Source organism: Vibrio kagoshimensis (assembly GCF_050337535.1).
Classification (GTDB): domain Bacteria; phylum Pseudomonadota; class Gammaproteobacteria; order Enterobacterales; family Vibrionaceae; genus Vibrio; species Vibrio gallaecicus.
In genome coordinates, this window is the sequence record NZ_JAKJSZ010000019.1 from 94,696 (window position 1) to 115,427 (window position 20,732).

Annotated in this window: 20 protein-coding genes; 7 read left to right on the top strand and 13 right to left on the bottom strand. The window is 39.7% G+C overall.

The features are described 5' to 3' along the window. Positions 1 to 75 precede the first annotated feature (75 nt). Together L4C37_RS17495 and L4C37_RS17500 are read right to left on the bottom strand one after the other, a co-directional pair. Positions 76 to 1,074 carry a DUF2860 family protein gene (locus L4C37_RS17495; RefSeq protein WP_429769314.1) on the bottom strand — a complete coding sequence of 333 codons (999 nt, stop codon included), beginning with the start codon at positions 1,072 to 1,074 and terminating at the stop codon, positions 76 to 78. Positions 1,075 to 1,197: 123 nt separating this feature from the next. Further along, positions 1,198 to 2,760, bottom strand: coding sequence for an amidase (locus L4C37_RS17500; RefSeq protein WP_429769315.1), 1,563 nt, complete (start codon positions 2,758 to 2,760; stop codon positions 1,198 to 1,200). Positions 2,761 to 3,179: 419 nt separating this feature from the next. Here L4C37_RS17500 and L4C37_RS17505 point away from each other — a divergent pair, with 419 nt between their 5' ends. Continuing rightward, positions 3,180 to 4,217, top strand: a complete 1,038-nt coding sequence (locus L4C37_RS17505) for a linear amide C-N hydrolase (RefSeq protein ID WP_429769316.1) — start codon at positions 3,180 to 3,182, stop codon at positions 4,215 to 4,217. A 75-nt stretch (positions 4,218 to 4,292) separates the two neighbouring features. Here the strand turns inward: L4C37_RS17505 and L4C37_RS17510 are convergent, their stop codons facing one another. After that, positions 4,293 to 5,183, bottom strand: a complete 891-nt coding sequence (locus L4C37_RS17510) for a LysR family transcriptional regulator (RefSeq protein ID WP_273294037.1) — start codon at positions 5,181 to 5,183, stop codon at positions 4,293 to 4,295. A 382-nt stretch (positions 5,184 to 5,565) separates the two neighbouring features. Here L4C37_RS17510 and L4C37_RS17515 point away from each other — a divergent pair, with 382 nt between their 5' ends. Both L4C37_RS17515 and L4C37_RS17520 read left to right on the top strand, forming a co-directional pair. Beyond that, on the top strand, positions 5,566 to 7,503 hold the full coding sequence (locus L4C37_RS17515) for an amidohydrolase (RefSeq protein ID WP_429769317.1): 1,938 nt from the start codon (positions 5,566 to 5,568) through the stop codon (positions 7,501 to 7,503). A 197-nt stretch (positions 7,504 to 7,700) separates the two neighbouring features. Then, complete coding sequence (locus tag L4C37_RS17520; protein ID WP_167494018.1) at positions 7,701 to 8,612, top strand: DMT family transporter; 912 nt, start codon at positions 7,701 to 7,703, stop codon at positions 8,610 to 8,612. A 145-nt stretch (positions 8,613 to 8,757) separates the two neighbouring features. Here the strand turns inward: L4C37_RS17520 and L4C37_RS17525 are convergent, their stop codons facing one another. The 3 genes from L4C37_RS17525 to L4C37_RS17535 all read right to left on the bottom strand — a co-directional run bounded on the left by L4C37_RS17525 (position 8,758) and on the right by L4C37_RS17535 (position 11,317). Then, complete coding sequence (locus L4C37_RS17525) at positions 8,758 to 10,287, bottom strand: phospholipase D family protein (protein WP_429769318.1); 1,530 nt, start codon at positions 10,285 to 10,287, stop codon at positions 8,758 to 8,760. A gap of 276 nt (positions 10,288 to 10,563) precedes the next feature. Further along, a complete protein-coding gene (locus L4C37_RS17530; protein ID WP_429769319.1) occupies positions 10,564 to 10,845 on the bottom strand; it encodes a putative quinol monooxygenase in 282 nt (93 codons plus the stop codon). 40 nt (positions 10,846 to 10,885) lie between these two features. Further along, a complete protein-coding gene (locus L4C37_RS17535) occupies positions 10,886 to 11,317 on the bottom strand; it encodes a hypothetical protein (RefSeq protein WP_429769320.1) in 432 nt (143 codons plus the stop codon). Positions 11,318 to 11,484: 167 nt separating this feature from the next. Between L4C37_RS17535 and L4C37_RS17540 the strand changes: the two genes are divergently transcribed. From L4C37_RS17540 to L4C37_RS17550, 3 genes are all read left to right on the top strand, one after another. Beyond that, on the top strand, positions 11,485 to 11,886 hold the full coding sequence (locus tag L4C37_RS17540; protein WP_429769321.1) for a hypothetical protein: 402 nt from the start codon (positions 11,485 to 11,487) through the stop codon (positions 11,884 to 11,886). Positions 11,887 to 11,949: 63 nt separating this feature from the next. After that, entirely contained in the window at positions 11,950 to 12,411 is a 462-nt protein-coding gene (locus tag L4C37_RS17545; RefSeq protein WP_429769322.1) for an NUDIX hydrolase, read from the top strand. A gap of 102 nt (positions 12,412 to 12,513) precedes the next feature. Further along, a complete protein-coding gene (locus tag L4C37_RS17550; protein ID WP_137373045.1) occupies positions 12,514 to 12,843 on the top strand; it encodes a DUF4144 family protein in 330 nt (109 codons plus the stop codon). Positions 12,844 to 12,869: 26 nt separating this feature from the next. Here L4C37_RS17550 and L4C37_RS17555 read toward each other — a convergent pair whose 3' ends face one another. The 3 genes from L4C37_RS17555 to L4C37_RS17565 form a co-directional block, all read right to left on the bottom strand. Next, positions 12,870 to 13,271 carry a YkgJ family cysteine cluster protein gene (locus L4C37_RS17555; RefSeq protein ID WP_429769323.1) on the bottom strand — a complete coding sequence of 134 codons (402 nt, stop codon included), beginning with the start codon at positions 13,269 to 13,271 and terminating at the stop codon, positions 12,870 to 12,872. Between the two features lie 51 nt (positions 13,272 to 13,322). Beyond that, entirely contained in the window at positions 13,323 to 13,496 is a 174-nt protein-coding gene (locus tag L4C37_RS17560; protein WP_167494017.1) for a hypothetical protein, read from the bottom strand. A gap of 76 nt (positions 13,497 to 13,572) precedes the next feature. Further along, complete coding sequence (locus L4C37_RS17565; protein WP_273294029.1) at positions 13,573 to 14,316, bottom strand: class I SAM-dependent DNA methyltransferase; 744 nt, start codon at positions 14,314 to 14,316, stop codon at positions 13,573 to 13,575. 406 nt (positions 14,317 to 14,722) lie between these two features. Between L4C37_RS17565 and L4C37_RS17570 the strand changes: the two genes are divergently transcribed. Then, on the top strand, positions 14,723 to 16,354 hold the full coding sequence (locus L4C37_RS17570; RefSeq protein WP_137373042.1) for a methyl-accepting chemotaxis protein: 1,632 nt from the start codon (positions 14,723 to 14,725) through the stop codon (positions 16,352 to 16,354). Between the two features lie 110 nt (positions 16,355 to 16,464). Here the strand turns inward: L4C37_RS17570 and L4C37_RS17575 are convergent, their stop codons facing one another. The 4 genes from L4C37_RS17575 to proV form a co-directional block, all read right to left on the bottom strand. Next, positions 16,465 to 16,974, bottom strand: coding sequence for a lipocalin family protein (locus tag L4C37_RS17575; RefSeq protein WP_429769324.1), 510 nt, complete (start codon positions 16,972 to 16,974; stop codon positions 16,465 to 16,467). A 183-nt stretch (positions 16,975 to 17,157) separates the two neighbouring features. After that, positions 17,158 to 18,165, bottom strand: a complete 1,008-nt coding sequence (proX, locus tag L4C37_RS17580) for a glycine betaine/L-proline ABC transporter substrate-binding protein ProX (RefSeq protein ID WP_137373040.1) — start codon at positions 18,163 to 18,165, stop codon at positions 17,158 to 17,160. Further along, entirely contained in the window at positions 18,158 to 19,243 is a 1,086-nt protein-coding gene (gene proW, locus L4C37_RS17585) for a glycine betaine/L-proline ABC transporter permease ProW (RefSeq protein ID WP_273296269.1), read from the bottom strand. Before proW ends, proX begins: the two co-directional genes overlap by 8 nt. A gap of 4 nt (positions 19,244 to 19,247) precedes the next feature. Further along, positions 19,248 to 20,435, bottom strand: coding sequence for a glycine betaine/L-proline ABC transporter ATP-binding protein ProV (gene proV / locus L4C37_RS17590; protein ID WP_137373038.1), 1,188 nt, complete (start codon positions 20,433 to 20,435; stop codon positions 19,248 to 19,250). Positions 20,436 to 20,732: the final 297 nt, after the last annotated feature.

Below are 20,732 nucleotides of genomic sequence, written 5' to 3' on the forward strand. Positions count from 1 at the left end.
CTCAGCTCAGGTTACAAGACGGGTTACAAGGCAGCTTACAGATAGTGGCAATAATGGCTCATTTAGTTGGCTGTATCAAAACTTATAATCCAAACCAACGGACGCTATATATTGTGAGTAATCATAATATTCAATGTTGGAGTCGGTCGATTTTGCGCCTATGAACGAGACGACAGACCAATCTTTATACCCCAATACTCCCGAGTATTCGTACGCTAGAAAAATACCCAAATCTTTGTCTTCACGTTTTTTATTAAAGATAGGGTTCACTGCATCATATTCTCGATTATCGGCATTCACAGTTAAAGCAATGCCATGTTTATTGAATCTTTTTGCTAAGCTTACTTCAGCACCAACACTAAAAAACGAGAGCGCATCACCTTCTGAATCTGATGAGAAAATATTTAAAGACGGGGTAAGTAAACCAGCTCCATTATTAAGCATATGTTGGTATCTAGTTTTGAAATAATAGTACTTACGCTCACGCTTCATTAAGGCTCTTTGCTCATCTGCTAAGCCTAAACCTTTAAGCCCAGATTGCTCATTTTTCACATCAGACTCACCAGCTGCCATATCTATATGAAAATTAGAGCCCATTATCTTCGATAACTGCATCCGAACTACATTACCTGAAAGGTCGGTTTCTTTTCTCTTTTGATCAACTGCATACGGGTCATCCCATACTTCACCCGAGATAAGAGTTGGCAAAAACGAAACATCGACTACGGTTCCGTCTGTCAATTGCTGCCTGTATCCCACTTCAAATGCAAGTGTTCCGGTAATGACATCATCTCGCGATGTTCCTAAGAAAAGCTGCTTATCCAACGAGTCACCAAAGGTATACTTTAGAGAACCTAAAAGCCCTACCATGCCGCTTGTTTCAGTCGAGCCTGATACTGAAAGGTCCGACTGCATTTGGGTGTAACTTTGGCTGACATCTAGGTTGTTTGAGTCTGCCAAGAACCCTGTTAAGAAAGTGATATTGCCTGTAATACCTTGGCTTGGTGCTAAAGCTGATACTGCCTGAGGAGCAAAGATCATCAAAGTGATGGCTAGCGTAATTATTTGTTTCATTGTTGGGCTCTATTTTAAATGACGATAACTTGTATGAAGGCTTCTACGTTTCGAATTCGGATGCATTAATTTAGATACACTTATCTACTAGCTTGCATTCATAAGTGAATCTTGTGTTGAGAATCAAACAGCGATGGATGGCTTTCTTTCACTCCATGGATTCGCATTCTCCAATTGATAAGCCAACTCAAATAACAGCCGGTCATTACCTCTCGCGGCTGAAAAATGGCTTCCAACTGGCATATTGCGGTGATTCCAGTAGAGAGGAACTGACATCGCAGGATTACCTGCAACATTTTCTATCGGGGTGTAAGACATAAGCTTTTCGGAACGATCCCAAATAGTCTCTCCGGAATGCTTTTTTTGATCAAAATAGCTAATGTCTTGAGGAATATGATTGGAGCAAGGCGTCAACCAAACATCGATCGTTCTAAAAAACTCATGGTTATGCTGAAGCGAAAATTTGTGGCAATTTATTTTCGAATCAATATATAAATTCGGATGGGATTTAATACGGGCCTGCATAGTTCGAGCTAAATATGTCACATTTGTACTGACTAGTTGAGACATAGACTCCAAAGGCGTACCAATACTGTCGAACTGCTCAGCAAAGCTCGCCATTTTGTTTCCAAAAACACCCATGTAGTCATACATAAACTGCTCACCATTTGTGACGGGTTGACCAACTTCCACTACGATATGCCCTAGCTCTTCTAATAGCTTACAGGTTAAAAGGATTGCAGAACGAGTGTCTTCATCCGGCAGCTTTCCATGTATGTCCATCATAGTGACTCCGACCTTTATAGGACGATTCAAAGGAGTATGTACCATTCCTAGTGGGGTTCTGGGGAATGCCGTTTTAAAGCTGTCTTTAACGTGGTTCTCTGTTACAGAAACAGCCAATGCTGTATCCCGAACCGTACGTGACATAAAGGATTGGTGTGTAAAATCTTCATTGGTTGAACCATTTATCAACCCTGTGATTAATTGCTCTCGGCTTGGTTTATAACCAAAAATCCCCGTAGCTGATGCAGGCATGCGAGAAGACCCACCTCCATCTGTCGAATGAGCTACCGGTACATACCCAGCAGCAATGGCTGCCGCTCCACCACCAGTAGAAGCATGAACACCTTTACGGATATCCCAAGGGTTACGAGTCGCACCATATAGCGGATTTTGGGTACAGCCGAATGTCATCATCTCTGGGATGTTTGTCATGCCAATGGTATTAAGCCCAGCATTATGTGCTGCTTGAATAAACCAAGAAGTCGATTTAGGTCTTCTACCTTTATTCAAAGGTGAACCCATGGTGCATTCTAACCCTTCAACATCGACACAATCTTTTGCTAGGAAAGGAACACCAGCAAATGGTGAGTATGGGTTGATTGAAACTGAACGTTCTAAAGCCATATCAAAGCACTCGGACACCACCGCATTCACCTTATGGTTCGTTTGTTTGATTTTAAATATCGACTCTTGAACAAGCTCTTTAGGGCTGACTTTCTTCTGCCTAACAAGATCAGCCATTTCAGTTGCATCTAGTACTTGGTTTGTCACTTTGTAGTCAGGTGGAAGGCTAGAATTAGATTTAGGATTAGATTTTAACTCTGACTTAGATAATGCTTCTGCAGTAGCCAAAGTAGGTATGGTTAACGCAGCAGCAGACACTACACTTTTGCCCACCACTTTTAGGAAACTTCTTCTCTCGTTATCGTTTTTTTCATAGTGTCTATCCTCTAATTTAGGCTAGCAACTATCCTTGTTTCACGACTTATTAGTCCCGTACAGCTTGTATTCCTTGCTGTCATCGATGGGTATAGATTAAATAAGAAGAGAATTTGGTGCAGTGCAATTACAGTCAATATCTATACAAATTGCGCCAGTTTGATAGGTAGGGCTTATGTTATCTTTACTTTAAGTAATGGCGGCGAATATCTCAGGAGGTTCAATAAAATCTAAACCGCCCTCTTTAAGCACCAAAAAAGCAAAATGAAAACGTAGACTGAGCCGCCTTAAAATGATGGTTTTTACCCATCACATTGCAATGTTTCGTTATAAGGTAAAGTGTCATGATGATCTCGTTTCCAATAACGAGGCTTATCATAATGAACAAAAAATCTCTTTCTCTTGCGATCATCTCGACTCTTTCTTTCGGCGTAGTGACTGCCGCAGAGGCGTGTACACGAATTCTATGGGATACGGAAAGCAATGGAACTTTTGTTACACGCACTCTAGATTGGTCAGAACAAACTCATCCACATCTGGTTAATATCCCTAAAGAAAGTACTTATGTTACACACCTAGATCGCCAGCATCAGGTTATATCAAAATTTGATGTAACAGGGATTACCACATACGGCGCCATCACTGACGGCGTAAACAACGCTGGGCTAAGTGGAAATGTTTTGTATGATCGAGGAATGGAAACCAAAGACATTACTAACGATGGAGAGATCGGCGCATTAAGCTATCTCAAGCACCTATTATCACAATTCTCAACGGTTGAAGACGCCGTTGAATTTATCAAAAACACTCCAGCCACTACTGAATTCATCCCAGGCGTTCCGGTTCGTATTGCTTTGCATATCAGCTTGCAAGATATAACTGGAGATTCAGCCATTATCGAATTTCGCTCTGAAGGACCACAGATTTGGCGCGGTTCTGAATATGCGATTATGACCAATCAGCCTGATTACAGTCAGCACCTAGCGAATGTGGAACGTTCTAAACGTGGTTGGGGGGAGCTAGATCAGCAATTCTCACAGACCAATCTTGGTACTGGAGGAAATGCTAACCCTGAAGACCGATTTATTCACTCAACGTATTTCTTAGGTCACTTGAAAGAGCCTACGAGCATTATGAATGGTTTAATAAAGTTAGACTCAACAACATACAAAATCCCCCATGATGCGCCGAATGTACCTATAGATGGTGTCATGGCTGGATATGCGACCGAGTATGCTGTGAATTACCACTTACAATCTGGTGAAACCTTAATTCGCTATCAATGGGGAGACGACTACACACAGCTTCAATATAATATCCAAGAAATTCAAAAATCAGGAAAATCGATTGAATTTGAGCTAGTGCAGCCGGGGTTAATTGGCAATATCACGGACAAAATCATACATTCTGGTCAATAGTCGTAAAGCTGATTGCCCTCCTGAGGGTCCGAATTATCGAATCCTCACCGCTAAACTTCTTGATTCAGTTTTTAACTAAAGATACTTCCTAGAATACGAACGAATCACTTCTAATAAGCCCGAATAGACATTGGTACTTTCAAAGCTCATCGGGTAGAAGAACGATAATCCAAATTTTGCCGAATGATTCAGCAGTTCTTTAAACTCAATTTTACGTATTTTCTTTGTTGCCACCAATTCAGCCGCTAAGCTATTGGGTAGTAATGCCCAACCGTTTTTCTTAACTAACTCTAATAACATATCGTTATTACTCACCGTCCGAAAATAAGGAGAAATGCCTAACCATTCAGGCATAGTTTTAGTGTGGTTCTCACTTATATATTGGGTTTCCAACTGTAAATCTTCGAGCTGTACCAGAGGGGTTTGAAACAATGGACTCTCTACTCTTGCATAAGCAGAAAAGTCACCATCTCCTAGCTTAATAGCCGTTATGGGATATTCAGAAATATTTTCCATTCGATGCTGCATGATGGCAACTTTATTATGACCAGTCACAATGTCAGCAAAAACTTCATCTCGGTTCCGATGCAACCAGTTAATGATTAAATTTGGATGCTCTTTCAATACATAAGACTCAATTTCAACCACGAGGTCATTCGGCATTAACGTATCATGATAGAAATCTAAATGAATAAGTTCTTGTTGGTAAGCTTCCAGCATACGTAAATGCAACCGGTCACTATTCTGCACAAGTAATTTCGACTGTTTATAGATCGAACGGGCAAACTCCGTAGGTACCGCTTTTTTTCCTTCAATCGTAAATAATTCGACTCGATAGCTGTCTTCGAGTGCTTTCACTTGCTCACGAATCGTCGTTCTGTCTTTCCCCAATACACGTGCTGCATTGCTGTAGCTATGTTCATCATAAGTTGTACAAAAAGATTTCAAATGTTCATAGGAAAACATATTTATTACTCACTTAATTTTTTCGAACTTAGATTTTTACGAGCTTAGATTTTCAAGCGCATTTTTCCACGAGCTTGGTTTTCGATTCATCGATTAAGCACATTAAAATGATGGAATTTACCCATCATAATGAATTATTAGTAACGTAAATACACTGCTATTTTACAAAAATAATGTGAAGGGAGTCGGGCAAGTGATATTAACCAATACACAATATTGCCTTCTAGCCTTTGCTACAGGTTCAAATACACAAGACTTCATGAATGAAGATAGTCGACCACATCATCTTCACGTATGCATCAGGAATGAATGCACTATCTAACATGATTACATTTAACCTTTCACCGAAACGGATTTTTCGAAAGAGAAATTAGGAATGACAATGAAAAAAATCTTTCTCACCAGTGCTATTGCCAGTTTGCTTTCAACACACTCGGTTTTTGCGACAACTGAGGCTCCAATTACTCTTTACGTCTCTAACGATATTGTGACCATGTCGGACCACGATTATGGTGAAGCCAATGCTATCGCCGTACAAGATGGCAAAATTCTAGATATTGGTAATAAGTCTGATTTATCCAACAAATATAAATTAAACCAAGGTTTGACGGTCGACACGACGTTTGAAGATAGCGTGATAACTCCCGGTTTTGTGGAACCTCATATCCATTTATGGCTAATGGGGATATTACTTGGCACAGAGTTTATTACCCCTGCTGACTGGCAATTGCCTTGGGGAAATGTGGAAGGAGTTGTCGGTCATGATAACTACATGGCAAGGCTAGCAGAGATTGAAGCAAAGACTCCAAAAGGAGAACCTTTATTGACATGGGGCTATCACAATTATTTTCATGGCAGCGAAATGAGTAGAGATGAGTTGAATGCAATCTCAACAGAGCGACCAATTGTTGTATGGCATCGCAGTTTCCATGAATTGTATTTTAACGATGCAGCATTAGCCATGTTTGGTTGGGATGAGAAGTCTTGGTCTGGTGAAGGACACGCCTATACACAACTTGACTGGAATAAAGGGCATGCCTTTGAAGCGGGCGGGAAACTTATCCTAGAAGATGTACTTAAATTCTGGGTTGAAAGCGGTATGTTTGCGACGGGCATGGAACGTTCAAAAGACTATGTACATTCTGGAGGCATTACTACTGCTATTGACCCCGGTGTGATAGCTACGCCTGAAATGTTCTCTCAAGTGATCGATATTCTTGAAACAGACGGCTTCCCAATGGATTACTGGTTAATCCCTGCTGGTAATTTTACTTACATGATGGCAAATAACGACCCAGAAAAAGGCAAAGTGATAGCTGAAGGTCAAACCCAACACGAAGCCTATCAAGGTGAACAAGTACAATGGTTGCCAAAGTTTGTAAAACTCTTTTCAGACGGTGCTATGTATAGTCAACTAATGCAGATGAAAGATGGCTATACCGACGGTCATAAAGGTGAATGGATGCAAGAGCCAGCCGACCTTGAAGCCAGCATGCGCCCATACTGGGAAGACGACTACACGATTGTGGTTCATGCAAATGGTGATTTAGGTTTTGATACAGCCGTTAACATTGTCGATAAACTAAATAAAGAAACGCCGAGAACCGACCATAGAACTGGGTTCCATCATTTAGGTATTACCGATAAAGATGATATTTCCAAAGCCGTAGATTTGGGGGCAAATTTTAGTGTAAACCCGTATTACACGCATATCCTATCAGAACTCTATAGCAAAGAAGGGCTTGATCAAGAACGTGCAGAAACGATGGCTCGTGGTCGTTCATTTATTGATGTTGGTGGTAAGTTATCACTTCACTCCGATTCACCAATGGCACCAGCTCAGCCTTTGGCAATGGTCTGGGCAGCCGTCAATCGAATTGGCTTATCCGGCAAAACTGTTATGGGTGCAGAAGAACGAATTTCGGTTGATGAAGCCATGAGAGCTATCACCATCGATGCTGCTTATACCGCAAGACTTGAAAATGAAATTGGCACCATTGATATCGGTAAGTCTGCAAATTTCACTGTTCTAGATAGCAGCCCATACAAAGTAAAACCTGAAGATATTAATAAGATTAAGGTGGAGGCTACGATATACCAGGGGACGATTGCGCCTATTGCTAAACACAATGCTGGTCTTGCTATGAACAGTGAGACTATGAATATAGTTAAAGTATTAAATCGCGACCATTTTCATTCTGGTCACCCTATGCCATTTAGCGGTAGTAACAGTCATCATGGACATAATCATAGTCATGAACACAATGATGTTTGCTCAACGAGCCTTTACCTACAGCATGTAATGTCTCAGATTAAGTAAGATACCAGAGCAACTGACAATAAGATCTAATCTATAGCCGCTAACTCGACAACCAACAGCTAGCGGCTTTTCTCTGCTCTGTTCTTACATTCGTTTCTCTAATCTGTCCTATATTAATTTCCGCTATGAAAATTGCATAAGGCTGTCACTACAAACTGCGTTATGATTGCCTACCTTTCCCTTTAATTACATCTTTTATGCCTGCACTTTCTTTTTCAGTGATCCCCGTTGGGGTCAGATTCATGCTTCTTTCTGCTTTTGGGTTTGCACTCATGTCGGCGTGTGTAAAGTACGTCAGTCAATACGGCATCCCAGTTTTTGAAATAGTAGCAGCAAGGGCATTAGTTTCTTTGATCATTAGCTATTTGGACGTAAAGCGAAAAGGTATCTCACCTTGGGGACACAATAAACCCCTCTTGTTCGTTCGCGGTACAGTGGGTACAGCAGCCTTGATGTGTGTGTATTACGCGGTAACCACATTACCTTTGGCGGAAGCCACTATTTTGCAATATGTTCATCCTATTTTTACGGCGTTGCTCGGTGTGCTATTTCTTAAAGAACGAATTCAGCAATCGACCATGATTTGCATCGCCTTCTGCTTAGCTGGTCTTTTTGTTATGGTTCAGTCCAATTCAGGCAGTGATGTTGTTTCTAGTGTCGACAGTGAATTACCTCTACTAAGCATTGTGGTTGCTCTTTGTGGTGCACTTGGCAGTTCTATTGCTTATGTGATTGTTCGAAAACTCAGCCAAACCGAAGACAGCTCGGTCATTATTTTCTATTTCCCACTTGTTGCACTGCCCATCTCAACATTTCTTATTTGGGATGACTTTGTATGGCCGAGTGTATTTCTGACCATCATGCTGATTTTAGTTGGGATATTTACCCAAATTGGTCAATACGGATTAACCAAAGCTATGCAAACACAAGCTGCTGGTAAAGCCTCTGCCTACTCTTACGTACAGATCGTATTTTCAGCTTTATTAGGCGTGTGGATATTTAATGAAATCCCATCCATTTGGACTTACTTAGGAGGTGGGCTTATTGTGACAGGCGCTTTGATCAATGTGTTTGGCAAACAAATGCTAACGCCATTTAAATCTAAGTAAACTCATGCTTCTGCTTATATAAGCAGATATGAAAACAAAATGGGCAAAGTAGCGATGACACGTTACTTTGCCCATTATCTCTTATCTTTGATAAGAACAGTCTTTAGAGTTCACTTAAACTGTATAGATCTATTAGAAAACGACTTTATAAGTATTTCTCTATTGGTAGCAACTGTAACAAACTGGATTTAATACGCTCCCAATTTCCAGTATCAGGTTCACTGTCCCATATTTGTGAGCCAGAAGACCACTGAACTTCACCGTCATTCAAACCTAAGCGCCAGCTATTATCTTCATTCATTGCAAGCTCAATATCTAATGCGAGTTGACTAGCCACACTTGAACTATTGATGATTAGCAACGATTCAGTATTGAGATATGTCGATCGTAAGTTGAAGTTGAAAGAACCAATCGCAGCAATTTTATTATCAAAAACCGCTGATTTAGCATGAAGACCGTAAGGCATGGTTGGAGCACACTTTGAAATATCTTGTGTCGATTCTTCACAAACTTGCGCTTCCGGCTTTAATTCAAAAAGCTGTATACCATGCTCCAACATATCTTGGCGGCGAGCTGCATAACCAGAGTGGTTCGTAGCTAGGTCATTAGAAGCCATAGAATTCGTCAGCGCTTTAATCTGCACACCGGAATCCGCAAGACTTTGCCATTGTTCCAATTGACCATCATCAAAAATTAAATAAGCCGACTCCAGCAGAACCTCTTGTTCAGATTCCGAGGATAGCTTTCCAAGTAGCTGTGCCGTTGCTTTCGGCTCACTTGTATTCTCTGAATCCAATGGAACTGGGCGATCAGAAATAAAGTGCGCTTCTACCCATGTCATTTCGCTCATTGCTTGCTTCATGAATAGCTTCGAGGTTTCATTACCTTCTGGTAACGCTGGGTAGTTCTTATACGTTGGCGTGGCAATTTCCCCAAGCATGAGAGAATCAGATGGTTCCCCTCCCAAAAGTTCTACCGGATATGACCAGGTGCTATCCCAGTAATTGATAAAACTCTTTTGGATTTCAGGCACAACGCTACCCATTACGAGTACATCTCGATCTCGAAAGTTGATTTCTTCAGACAGATCAAAATATTCATCACCAATATTACGCCCACCTACAATCGATAAAGCGCCATCAACCGTAAATGACTTGTTGTGCATTCGACGATTCAGACGAGAGAAGTCACTCAAGACATTAAGCCATTTAGACACACCTTTTCGACTTGGGATTGGGTTAAATACGCGGATTTCTACATGAGGATGGGAATCTAAAGTGACAAGAAGATCTTCGCGTTCATTCAAGTTAATATCATCTAGCATCACACGAACTTTTACACCGCGATCAGCAGCAGCGAGTAGCCTGTTCGCTAAGTAATGCCCAGAGGCATCGGAGTTCCAGATGTAATATTGAATATCAATACTCTGCTCTGCGGTTTCAATTAATGCTAATCGTTGCGCGAGCGCATCCCAACCTGTGTCTTGTAATAAAACGGCGCTTGTTTCTTTACTCGCATTACTGAGGCGAAAGGCATCTGATAATTCAGATAAAGTACTGCTCACCTGTTGCTCAACAGGTTCAGTTGGATGGTTCACTTCTTCAGGGAGTGATGCACACCCTGCAAGAACAGCGATTAAAAATACAGTTACACTAATGCGTTGCAGCACGGGCATTTAGAACACTTCCTTCTATTTTGAATAGCCAATTTTGACTTTAATTCCTATGACTTACAAAAAGCACTCTTTATACGATAGGAAATGTCGATATATACAGTAAATAGTACACCAAACGAGTCCACTTCTCTCTTGCTGTATTGTGGTTACAATATGCACCAAGCCAAAATAACCAATAAAGGAGTCATAAAGGCTCAAACTTTAGATGCCAGTAGCTGTACTATGTAGAAACTGAGGGCAATATCGAATCCCCCACCTTTCTTATACTCATAAAGATCAACCTTCTTCCGTGATCTCATAATGCCGTTCTACATTGCCCGTCACTTCTCCCCAACGAGATAGCTTCACTCTCGCTTGATGAGCTTCAAAGGATTCCTTATCAGTGAATTCTTCATAAACGCTGAAGTGATATGGATTATCTTCACTTTGAATTACATTAAAGATTAAACACCCTCTCTCTGCCCGAGTAAGCGTTATGTGGTTAACTAGCTCACCCTTTACTTGGCTTAACTCCGCTTCAGGTACAACAATGAACCCGCGTAAAACTACCTTACTCATACACTTCCTTGTGATTAACGAACTAGTTTGATGTGTGAAGCTACATCACACACTCTTTTGCTTCATTAGCTTTGGCAATGCCTTCTTCGATTAATGACATGGCTTCATCATTATTGATCGATGCTGTCACTTTGTTTATCAACTTTTCAGCAACCGATTCTGATGAGGCATCAACCAAACAACTATAAGCATTAGCTATATGATCCTTTATCTCAATTAAAGCTTCAGGATCGCTGAAATCAGCTTCTAAAGCTTCTTGTACTGAAGCTGCTACTTCTGTCGCAGAATCTGCTGCATCACCGAATTGTTCTAGATTGATATCAATATCGTTCAAATCAATGGAAGCAATCTGGTCTTGAACACTATCTACCGCTTTATTTGCCGCATCTTGTGCTTGGTCGATAGCTTTTGATGCGTCATCACACCCAACTAAAAGCGTCACAAATATCGCTGCTGGTATATATTTTTTCATAAATTTTTCCATTAATAGTGTTGGAGGTATTTCTAATGCATCTTAAATGAACCAATGCATCCAGAAAACATAAATAACGTAACTGATTATTTAGTATTTATTCGTTGTTTTGTATTGATAATGTTAAAGTTATGCAATATTTACTAACTTTCAACTGGTTTTAATCAATGACTATTCAAATAAATAATAAAGATTGCAAAGGCACAATCACTATTACTGACAAATTCATTGGGCATGGGATGATTAATAGTTACAGTTGGCTATTAAAATTCACATCAAAATCCTTAATATTAGAAATAGCTGAAGACCCAAACATAACTGCACAAGATTTACCTCTTGTTGGATTTGGGTGTGGCGGGTGGATATTTGAACAAGAATTAACCACAACCCTTCAAGATGCGTTAAATAAAACTCAAACTATCCATGATGATAAAGTTCATGCACATGAAGTGCATACAGAGAGTGATTTAATAGATGAAGTACTAAACACCCTAAATACAGGTATCTCTTTATTCAAAGCAAATAAATTAGAGTACATACCTGCTGTTAATAGCGCATGTAGCCAATAAACCTTAACGCCAACAGCCAACAGCCAACAGCCAACAGCCAACAAAATGTTAATAGGTAATAAAATGATCCCAGTAAATACTTCTATTGTTTCAGGTGTTGCACTTTCTGAAATAGATGGTGAAATGAAGATGTTAGTAATGAAGCGTACAAAGGGCAACTTTTGGTGCCATGTGGCAGGTTCAATCGAAGCTCAAGAAACCGGTTGGCAAGCGATTGTACGTGAGTTTTCAGAAGAGACACAAATTGAAGTCACACACCTCTATAATGCTCAGTTTCTTGAGCAATTCTATGAAGCTTATTCTAACGTGATTGAGCTGATCCCTGTGTTTGTAGCAGTATGCCCACCCAATCAAACCATCGAAATTAACCATGAACATTCAGAGTATAAGTGGTGTACTTTAGATGAAGCGAAGCACTTAGCGCCTTTCCCAAATCAACATGCTGTTTATGATCATGTCTGGTCGTATTTTGTTGAGAAACCAATTAATGATTTATATCGAGTTAAGCTTAAACCTACAAACTAAGGACAGTACACTTGAGATTTAAAGCTAATCCAAAAATTACTTTTTTCTGAGCAGCTTACCCAGCACACTACAACTCAGCACATCATAACTTAAAGGCTTTCTATGATTTCATGGCCATGTATTTTAAAACTCGACGGTGATAATGAGTTGATGTTCTTCCAGAATGAGCAGGTGTTTATTTCCGAATGCCAAGATCTAATTTTGGATGATAATGACTACATTGTTGATTCCACCGGGGCTTGCTATCTCATAGATTCATCTACTAACAAGCCAGTACTGGCTGACACTAAACAGAAGTTGAATGTTCAAGATGTGACCGTACTTATTCAAGAACATGAATTCAGCAAGGCAGAGATGTGTATTATTAAGATTCACTTCCCAACCATTGCAGAAGCTATCAATTCTTTAGCTTTTGAATATGGCGACGGATAAATGATCAACAATAAAAATGAGTTAAACTAAGAATAACTAGAGGGGCGACTGTCCCTCATTAAGTAATCCAGTTTGGTTTGGGCTTTCTTGGTGTTTTGGAGATCGACAACTTCAATCATTTCACACTCATCTCTAACCATTTCTGAAATTAGACTTGGGTAATGTCGGCAATCTTCCGGTCTATCAAGATAAATACTGCATGTATATTTATTAGGTGCCGATTCGTCTTTCTTTGGCTCGATACCTAAGAAGGGACATGAAGTCAGTCTTTTTCCCGTTTCAGGGTCAAACCATATCTCATCACCTTTAACGTACTCAAATATGTCTGAATTGAATAGCTCCCACAGATCAATTTCTTCCCGTGTTGCCGCTAAGTCACCGTCACCATACTTAATGCAACATTTTCCACATTGATTACATGCTTTCATAAACGATTAATTCTCAGTTGGAACACACATTGAAGTTAAAACTCATGGGTTTTATTTATCAATCACTTCAACCGTTTTATGCTCGGCGCCGTAGTAAGTGCCTTCATCAATTGTATACATAAGTGTTTCATTACACTCTGGACAATCGAACTCTACATTCGGCTCAATCTCTTCTTCTTCTACCCAGTCCCAACCAATATTTTCTTCACATGATGGACAATCCAAAGCACGACCTCACTCTACCTGCAATTTGATTAGGGAGCCCTTATACAGATTGCTGATACGGAATACTAGCAACTGGCTAATTTTTTATACAAACAAAAATGGCATTACCTGACTCTTTATCCCAAGGGATAATTTTCTGGTAATCATGTTCAAAAATATGGACCTCAAAATAAGCTTCTAGCATCATCTTCAATTCAAGGAATGTGAAAGCCACCATAGGGTGCGATTCTTTCCAACTCTGTGTAGAACTGTCTGCTGACCTTTCAATCTGTAGATCTAAGAATTGCTGGTCACCTGATCCACTATATCGCCATCCCGATTGAAACGTGAAATTTGCCCCCTCTCGTTCGACAGAATGTCGCACAAAAGAGTCTCGTTTAATTTTAGATTTATCGACAACATTAAAGCAAAAAATACCACCAACTTGTAATGCTTGATATGCACTTTGAATACACTGTTTCAGTCTCTCTAGCCCATCACTGTAGTGAAGTGAGTATAAAAAGCAGGTAATCAAATCGATAGGGCTTTGCGTGGTAAACATACTCATATCTTGCTTAACAAAACTGGCTTCAGGGCAACGTTGTTTTGCAATTTCAAGCATTGGCTGATTAATATCTAAGCCAGCACTTTGGTATCCATAATTAAGAAAATGACGTACGTGAGGTCCTGTTCCACAAGCGAGATCCAGGTGATGATTTCCACCATTACCAAACATTTGATGCAACCTATGGATAGCATGACTTTGCGATAGGTAGTCAATATCTTCGCACATTAAATCATAGTAACGAGAAAGGTCGGTATATAAAGAGTTTGTTGCCATTAGTTTTAATTACTCATCATTATGGGGGACGCATAATAAACGAATATTAATTAAATACTATTAGCTACTGAGATAAATATTTATATTAATAATAAGAAAACCAACAACTCTACTTATAAAAATGATCAATTAAATATTTTTATTAAAACGATAAAAATTAACAATCGTGTTTATTAAATATAACTTGATCTACGTCGTATCAGTGACAAATAGTTAAAGGTTTATCGATTAATATCTAAAACTAAATATTACATAAATATATAATACTTCGTATCAATTAAGTTATTGATACGTGTTCCATTAGTATGTCCCATAAGAAATTAAGATAGAAATGTGAACCCTACGTAAATACGGTGGGTGAAATTTTCGTTGTACTTTTTAACAATATTCATTTAGGTAGATAGGTATGTTCAGTAACGCCTCAATCAAAAAGAAGTTAATTTTACCCATTATTTTTATGATCTTGGTTTTTTCCGCAAGTTCATTTTTTAATGTCAGCTCCACCTGGAAACAAACCGAGCTATCCAATCAATTTAATCTTCAGTTACTTCCGGTGCAAAACGATCTAAACGATGCTTATCGCGATTTATATCAAGCGACGGCAGCAATGAGTGGCATTGCCCTATCCCGTTCAGATAAAGAGTTCGAGCATCACCTTTTTGAATTCGATGATAATGCGTATAAAGCGATCCCTCGAATGCAAAAATCAATGGACTTGGTTGAAATAATGCCGAGCAATCACCCTTCGAATGTCAGTGAGTTGATTGACTCTACTAAGCAATGGTTAGCCGAATATGATCGTTTAAAGTCATTACCGAGAGATGAATGGTCTAGCTACTACTCAAACAATCTTGATCTTTTTGAGACACATTTTATTGATGTGCGTAAGAAATTGAACATCGTCAAAGATGCGCTTGAGCTGAAGCAAACTCAATTAGAATCTGAAATAAGTGATGCTCGTAATCAAGGTGAACTTATTCTTGAGGGTGGTGTTTTATTCGTAATACTAACAGCATTTAGTATTATCATTTTACTGAACAATAGCGTCATCAAACCAATCATTGAATTAAAGACCGCATTAACTCAAATCGCTTCAGGCAATGGAGATTTAACTCAGAGAATGCATGTAAAATCAAAAGATGAATTAGGTGAAGTCGCAAATGCCTTTAATGAATTTGTCACTAAAATACAGTCCACAGTTATCCAGGTTATTAACACATCGAATACACTGCGTTCTGAAATGATGAACATTGAAACTTTGGCTGGTAATATTGCTCATGCAACACATAATCAGCAAAAAGACAGCGAGCTAGTTGCTTCTGCTGTTCATGAAATGCAAGCAACCAGCCATAGTGTAAGTCAACATGCAGCTGAAACTGCAGAGTCTTCGAAATCCGCGAATAGTCAGATTGAAATCACCAATTCATCGTTAAATCAAACCATCGATTCAATTAGCCAGCTAAGCTCAAATGTGCAATCTGCGGGGAAAGTAATTGATACGTTGAATACCGATGTTGGGCAAATTGCGTCTGTTCTAGAAGTGATCCGAGGCATTGCCGAACAAACAAACCTACTGGCTCTGAATGCCGCTATAGAAGCAGCTCGAGCGGGTGAACAAGGGAGAGGTTTTGCTGTTGTAGCTGATGAAGTTCGCTCATTGGCTAGCCGCACTCAAGATAGCACTGGCGTAATTCAAACTATGATTGAAAAGCTTCAATCAGGAGCTGATAAAGCGGTAAGTGTTATGAGAGAAAGCGAACTAAGCAGTGTAAAAACGATTGATAAAGCAGGGGAAGCTCGTGAATCTCTACACTCGATTCTTTCTGTTATTGGAGAAATGAACGAGAAGAATGCACATATTGCTACTGCATCCCATCAACAAAGTACTGTTAGTGATGAACTGAATGAGAATATTCAAGGTATAGCCGATAGCAGTGCATCGATAGTTTCTACTGTCCAAGACGCTCAGTCATCTTTAGAAGAATTATCGAGCCAGTGCCTTCGATTGGATCAGCTAGTGAGTGAGTTTAGAACTTAAGCGACCGCCAGCACTAAGATAGCCAGACAAGTGCACATCCCTCAGGCAGTAAGGGGAAACGACTTATAACTTCGTCTTCCCTTACCCATCATCAATTTATCAAATCAATTTTATTCTACGAAGATTAACTCATCTGTATTAAATCCACGCTCTTTAGATAAACTGACGAATTTCTCTAAGATGTCAGGTTCTACTGAAGCTGTTCTCGAAAGTAACCACAAATAGTCATTATTTGGTCCAGAAATAAAAGCATATTGGTAGTTATCACTTTCCAATTCAAAAATGACATAAGAGCCGTAAAAAGGACCAAAAAAAGATACTTTTAGATACCCTTCATCGCTTTCATTCACAAAATATGCCTTACCTTCCGCTTCTTTCCATTCATTTTCTTCTAGAGAGTAGCCACGGTTTATAACCCTTACACCACCATCATCTTTAAGAGTGTAATTAGCTGTTACTTGGCTAAGCCCACGTTCAAATGAATGATCTAGCCGAGCAACTTCATACCACTGCCCCAAATATCTATTGAGCTCAAAATTCGTGACCGGTTTTACTGATTCAGGCATACCTAAACAACCATTCAGTAGTAATACACTAACCGTAAGTAATATTTTATTCACCAATAGCTCCTAATTTTCAATTCATCGCAATAGTAACTCTCCTACATTGCGATTAAAAAGTAACAGACACTAACTTTTACGATTAGATAACTTATTAAGATCACTGGTGAAAATAAAAAAGCCAGTAGGTTAACTACTGGCTTTCAAACTAACACCTATATTGGGCTAAAAATAACCCTTAAATTACATTGATGCTTTTTTAGCTTCTGCTACCCAAGAGTTGAATAAGCCTTGGTTAGCTTTAATCCAACCATTAACGTGGGATTCAATATCTGCCGTACTGTTTTTGCCTTTGCTCATCATCATATTTTGAGCACTAACATCATTAATGTTCAGTTTGATGATTTCAAATAGTTTGGCTGCCGCAGGGTTTTGAGCCGCAAATTCTTTGTTCGCAATGATACGCATAGAGTTCATTTCAAACCCGTAATTTTTACCATTCGATAGCGTTGTATCTACATTTTTACGCTCGCCAGGTAGCGCAGAGAATGGAACTTCTAACCAAACTACGTCTTCATTTGGTACAAGAACACCACTTACCCAATAAGGAGTCCATGTGTAATAAAGAACTGGGTCACCTTTTTTATAGCGTGAAATTGTATCTGCAATAATTGCAGCATAGTTACCTTGATTATGAGAAACCGTATCACGCAGTTTGTACGCAGATAACTGCTCTTCAATCACAAGCTCACAACCCCAGCCTGGGTTACAACCGGTTAAGTCTGCTTTACCATCACCATCCGCATCAAATAGCTTAGCGATTTTTGGATCAGATAATTGACCAATATTAGTGATGCCATATTGCTCGGCAGTTTTCTTATCAATTAGATAACCTTGCGCTGCGCCACTGATGTACTGACCTTCACGGTAAAACTTCTCATCACCACCTGACATTTTGTACTTATCAGCATGCAATGGGAACCAACCAACCGCCAAAAACGTTGCATCACCCTTTGCGATAGAAGTGTAACCAACGTTGTAATCTACTTCTTTCGTTGGTTGAACCTCATAACCCAACTTTTCTAAAGCTCGGTTTACAATCAAAGTTTGAAATGTCTCTTCAGCAACAGTTGACTGCAACGGCTGAATTGAAACACCTTCACCTGGTAATTTTTCAGCCCAAACGTTACTAGAAATAGTAAGTGCAGAAACAATACTTACCGTTAGAGTCTTCTTCCATGAATTATTCATTCGTTTTTTTCCTTAGTTTTAGTTCTGATTGATTACCACGGTTAAAAGCGCGCAGTACTATTGCTACGGGACCCATGTGGTACCAACGCAATTTAGTATTACCTGCATTAGCACCTAATACTTGAGTAATACGGTCGAGCAAGATAGCGAGAATAACTATGCCAAGACCACCAACAGCGGCAAGCCCCATATCCAAGCGACCAATACCTCTCAATACCATTTGCCCTAAACCACCAACGGCAATCATTGAAGCAATAACCACCATCGAAAGCGACAGCATTAAAGTTTGGTTAACACCAGCCATAATTGTCGGAAGTGCTAATGGCAGTTGAATTCGATACAGCATTTGTTTTTTGCTCGCGCCAAATGAATGACCAGCTTCGATCAGCTCTTCAGGCACTTGTTGAATACCTAAAATGGTTAAGCGAACAACTGGAGGCAAAGCAAAAATAATGGTTACCACTACCCCAGGAACATTACCTATACCAAAAAGCATAACGATTGGTACTAAGTAAACAAAAGCCGGTGTGGTTTGCATTGCATCAAGAATAGGTCTTACGAATTTCGCAGCTGTATTACTTCTGGCTAGCCAGATCCCCATGGGAAGTCCAATTAGCAAGCAGAAAAAGACCGAAGTCATTACTAGCGATAACGTGGTCATCGCTTCAGACCAAGCACCAATTAAACCGATGAAAACAAGCGAGACTCCAGTAGCTAGACCTAACCTTAAGTTAGAGAATTGCCAAGCTAATAAAAATAGAATTATCAGCATAAACGGGGCAGGAGTGGAAACTAACGCTGTTTCGAACGATCTAAGAATGAAATCAATAGGTACACGAATCGCTTGAAATAAAGGTCGACCATGTTCAACAAGCCAATTCAAACCAGATTCAACCCAAACATCGACAGGCAGTACAGCCTCTTCAAAAGGGTTCATGATATCGAACTGCTTAGTTTCTACGACTTCGCTACTCAACCAATCGGCGTCAGCAGTAGAGCTTGCGCTTTGCCCCCATGGGTCACTTGATTCAGCTGCAGGTTGTGACCATGGATCATTATTTGTTTGTTCAGATGACATTTCCCTACCCCTTATCTAACGTCTGAAGTAGTCGTGATTTCGTCACAACACCAAAGTAATTACCGTCTTCATCCACAACAGGAACTGAGTACGGCACACTTGCGACTAAACCAAGTACATCGTTAATTGGTTGATTTGGTTTGAGGGTGACACCATCAGGTAATTGAGCGCTAATCAAAGAAGTATTTTCTTTATGTGCTTTGCGAAGTGATTCAATAGAAACAATGCCAGAAAAGTGACTACTCTTCTCCACTACAATCCCATACTCTCTATCATTATCCATTAGGATCTGGAGTGCAGAAGCCGGCCCGTCGTGTTCTGATTTTTTGAATACGGCAGCAGGTTTTTTACGTGCTATATCTTTTGCAGTTAAAACACTCGCAACATTTACACCACGGAAGAAAGCTTCTACGTAATCATTAGCTGGGTTGTTTAGAATATCATCAGGAGTACCGACTTGAACTACCTCGCCATTTTGCATAATAGCGATACGGTCTCCGATTCTCATCGCTTCATCTAAATCATGAGAAATAAAAACAATAGTACGCTTATCATCATTTTGTAGCCTGATAAGCTCATCTTGCATTTCAGTTCGGATAAGAGGGTCAAGGGCTGAGAATGCTTCATCCATTAGAAGAATATCTGGGTCACAAGCCAATGCTCTTGCTAATCCAACACGCTGCTTCATACCACCTGATAACTCATCAGGATAAGACTCAGCATAAGGGTCAAGACCAACTCGTTCTAAAGCACTTAATGCGGATTTTTTACGTTTATCGGTATCTACGCCAGCAAGCTCTAGACCAAATGCAGCATTTTCAATCACTGTCATATGTGGCATCAAAGCAAAGTTTTGGAAGACCATTGAAATGTTATTACGACGAACTTGGCGAAGTTCTTCTTCTGAGATGTGGGCAATATCTTTACCCCTAAGCAGTACATTACCCCGAGTAGGTTCAATGAGGCGATTAAGAAGGCGAACTAGAGTTGATTTCCCTGATCCGGAGAGCCCCATGATCACGAAGATTTCCCCTTCCTGAATACTTAAAGAGACATCATTAACGCCGATCGTTAACCCTGTTTTCTCAAAGACTTCATCTTTATCGGCACCATTTTCGATCATTGAAAATGCGCGGTCAGTGTCTTCTCCAAACACCTTGTACAGTCCCTTAACTTCTAGTATGGGATCCATATAAACAATCCTTTTTTGCGTTTAATTTATCTTTAAACACTTAGTACTCTAATCAAATAACCTAAAACAATCAATGAACAAAGTACTATATATTCTTATCAATACAGATATTGAATGATTTGGCATCCTATTAAACACTACAACACACCAACTCAAACCATTGTTTGTTAAGGGTTAAATATTTATGGATCTTCACTAACAATCGCTCTTTAGGATTAGGAGTGCAATAGGAAAGACTAGAAGATCGAAGTTGGCATTTGATAGGTATAAAATTAATTAAAGCTCTAATTATTCGTG

Excerpts from the sequence above, each read along its gene's own strand:
- L4C37_RS17495 (WP_429769314.1), bottom strand. The coding sequence starts at position 1,074 with ATGAAACAAATAATTACGCTAGCCATCACTTTGATGATCTTTGCTCCT.
- L4C37_RS17505 (WP_429769316.1), top strand. The coding sequence starts at position 3,180 with ATGAACAAAAAATCTCTTTCTCTTGCGATCATCTCGACTCTTTCTTTC.
- L4C37_RS17510 (WP_273294037.1), bottom strand. The coding sequence starts at position 5,183 with ATGTTTTCCTATGAACATTTGAAATCTTTTTGTACAACTTATGATGAA.
- L4C37_RS17515 (WP_429769317.1), top strand. The coding sequence starts at position 5,566 with ATGAAAAAAATCTTTCTCACCAGTGCTATTGCCAGTTTGCTTTCAACA.
- L4C37_RS17520 (WP_167494018.1), top strand. The coding sequence starts at position 7,701 with ATGCCTGCACTTTCTTTTTCAGTGATCCCCGTTGGGGTCAGATTCATG.
- L4C37_RS17525 (WP_429769318.1), bottom strand. The coding sequence starts at position 10,287 with ATGCCCGTGCTGCAACGCATTAGTGTAACTGTATTTTTAATCGCTGTT.
- L4C37_RS17530 (WP_429769319.1), bottom strand. The coding sequence starts at position 10,845 with ATGAGTAAGGTAGTTTTACGCGGGTTCATTGTTGTACCTGAAGCGGAG.
- L4C37_RS17535 (WP_429769320.1), bottom strand. The coding sequence starts at position 11,317 with ATGAAAAAATATATACCAGCAGCGATATTTGTGACGCTTTTAGTTGGG.
- L4C37_RS17540 (WP_429769321.1), top strand. The coding sequence starts at position 11,485 with ATGACTATTCAAATAAATAATAAAGATTGCAAAGGCACAATCACTATT.
- L4C37_RS17545 (WP_429769322.1), top strand. The coding sequence starts at position 11,950 with ATGATCCCAGTAAATACTTCTATTGTTTCAGGTGTTGCACTTTCTGAA.
- L4C37_RS17550 (WP_137373045.1), top strand. The coding sequence starts at position 12,514 with ATGATTTCATGGCCATGTATTTTAAAACTCGACGGTGATAATGAGTTG.
- L4C37_RS17555 (WP_429769323.1), bottom strand. The coding sequence starts at position 13,271 with ATGAAAGCATGTAATCAATGTGGAAAATGTTGCATTAAGTATGGTGAC.
- L4C37_RS17565 (WP_273294029.1), bottom strand. The coding sequence starts at position 14,316 with ATGGCAACAAACTCTTTATATACCGACCTTTCTCGTTACTATGATTTA.
- L4C37_RS17570 (WP_137373042.1), top strand. The coding sequence starts at position 14,723 with ATGTTCAGTAACGCCTCAATCAAAAAGAAGTTAATTTTACCCATTATT.
- proX (WP_137373040.1), bottom strand. The coding sequence starts at position 18,165 with ATGAATAATTCATGGAAGAAGACTCTAACGGTAAGTATTGTTTCTGCA.
- proW (WP_273296269.1), bottom strand. The coding sequence starts at position 19,243 with ATGTCATCTGAACAAACAAATAATGATCCATGGTCACAACCTGCAGCT.
- proV (WP_137373038.1), bottom strand. The coding sequence starts at position 20,435 with ATGGATCCCATACTAGAAGTTAAGGGACTGTACAAGGTGTTTGGAGAA.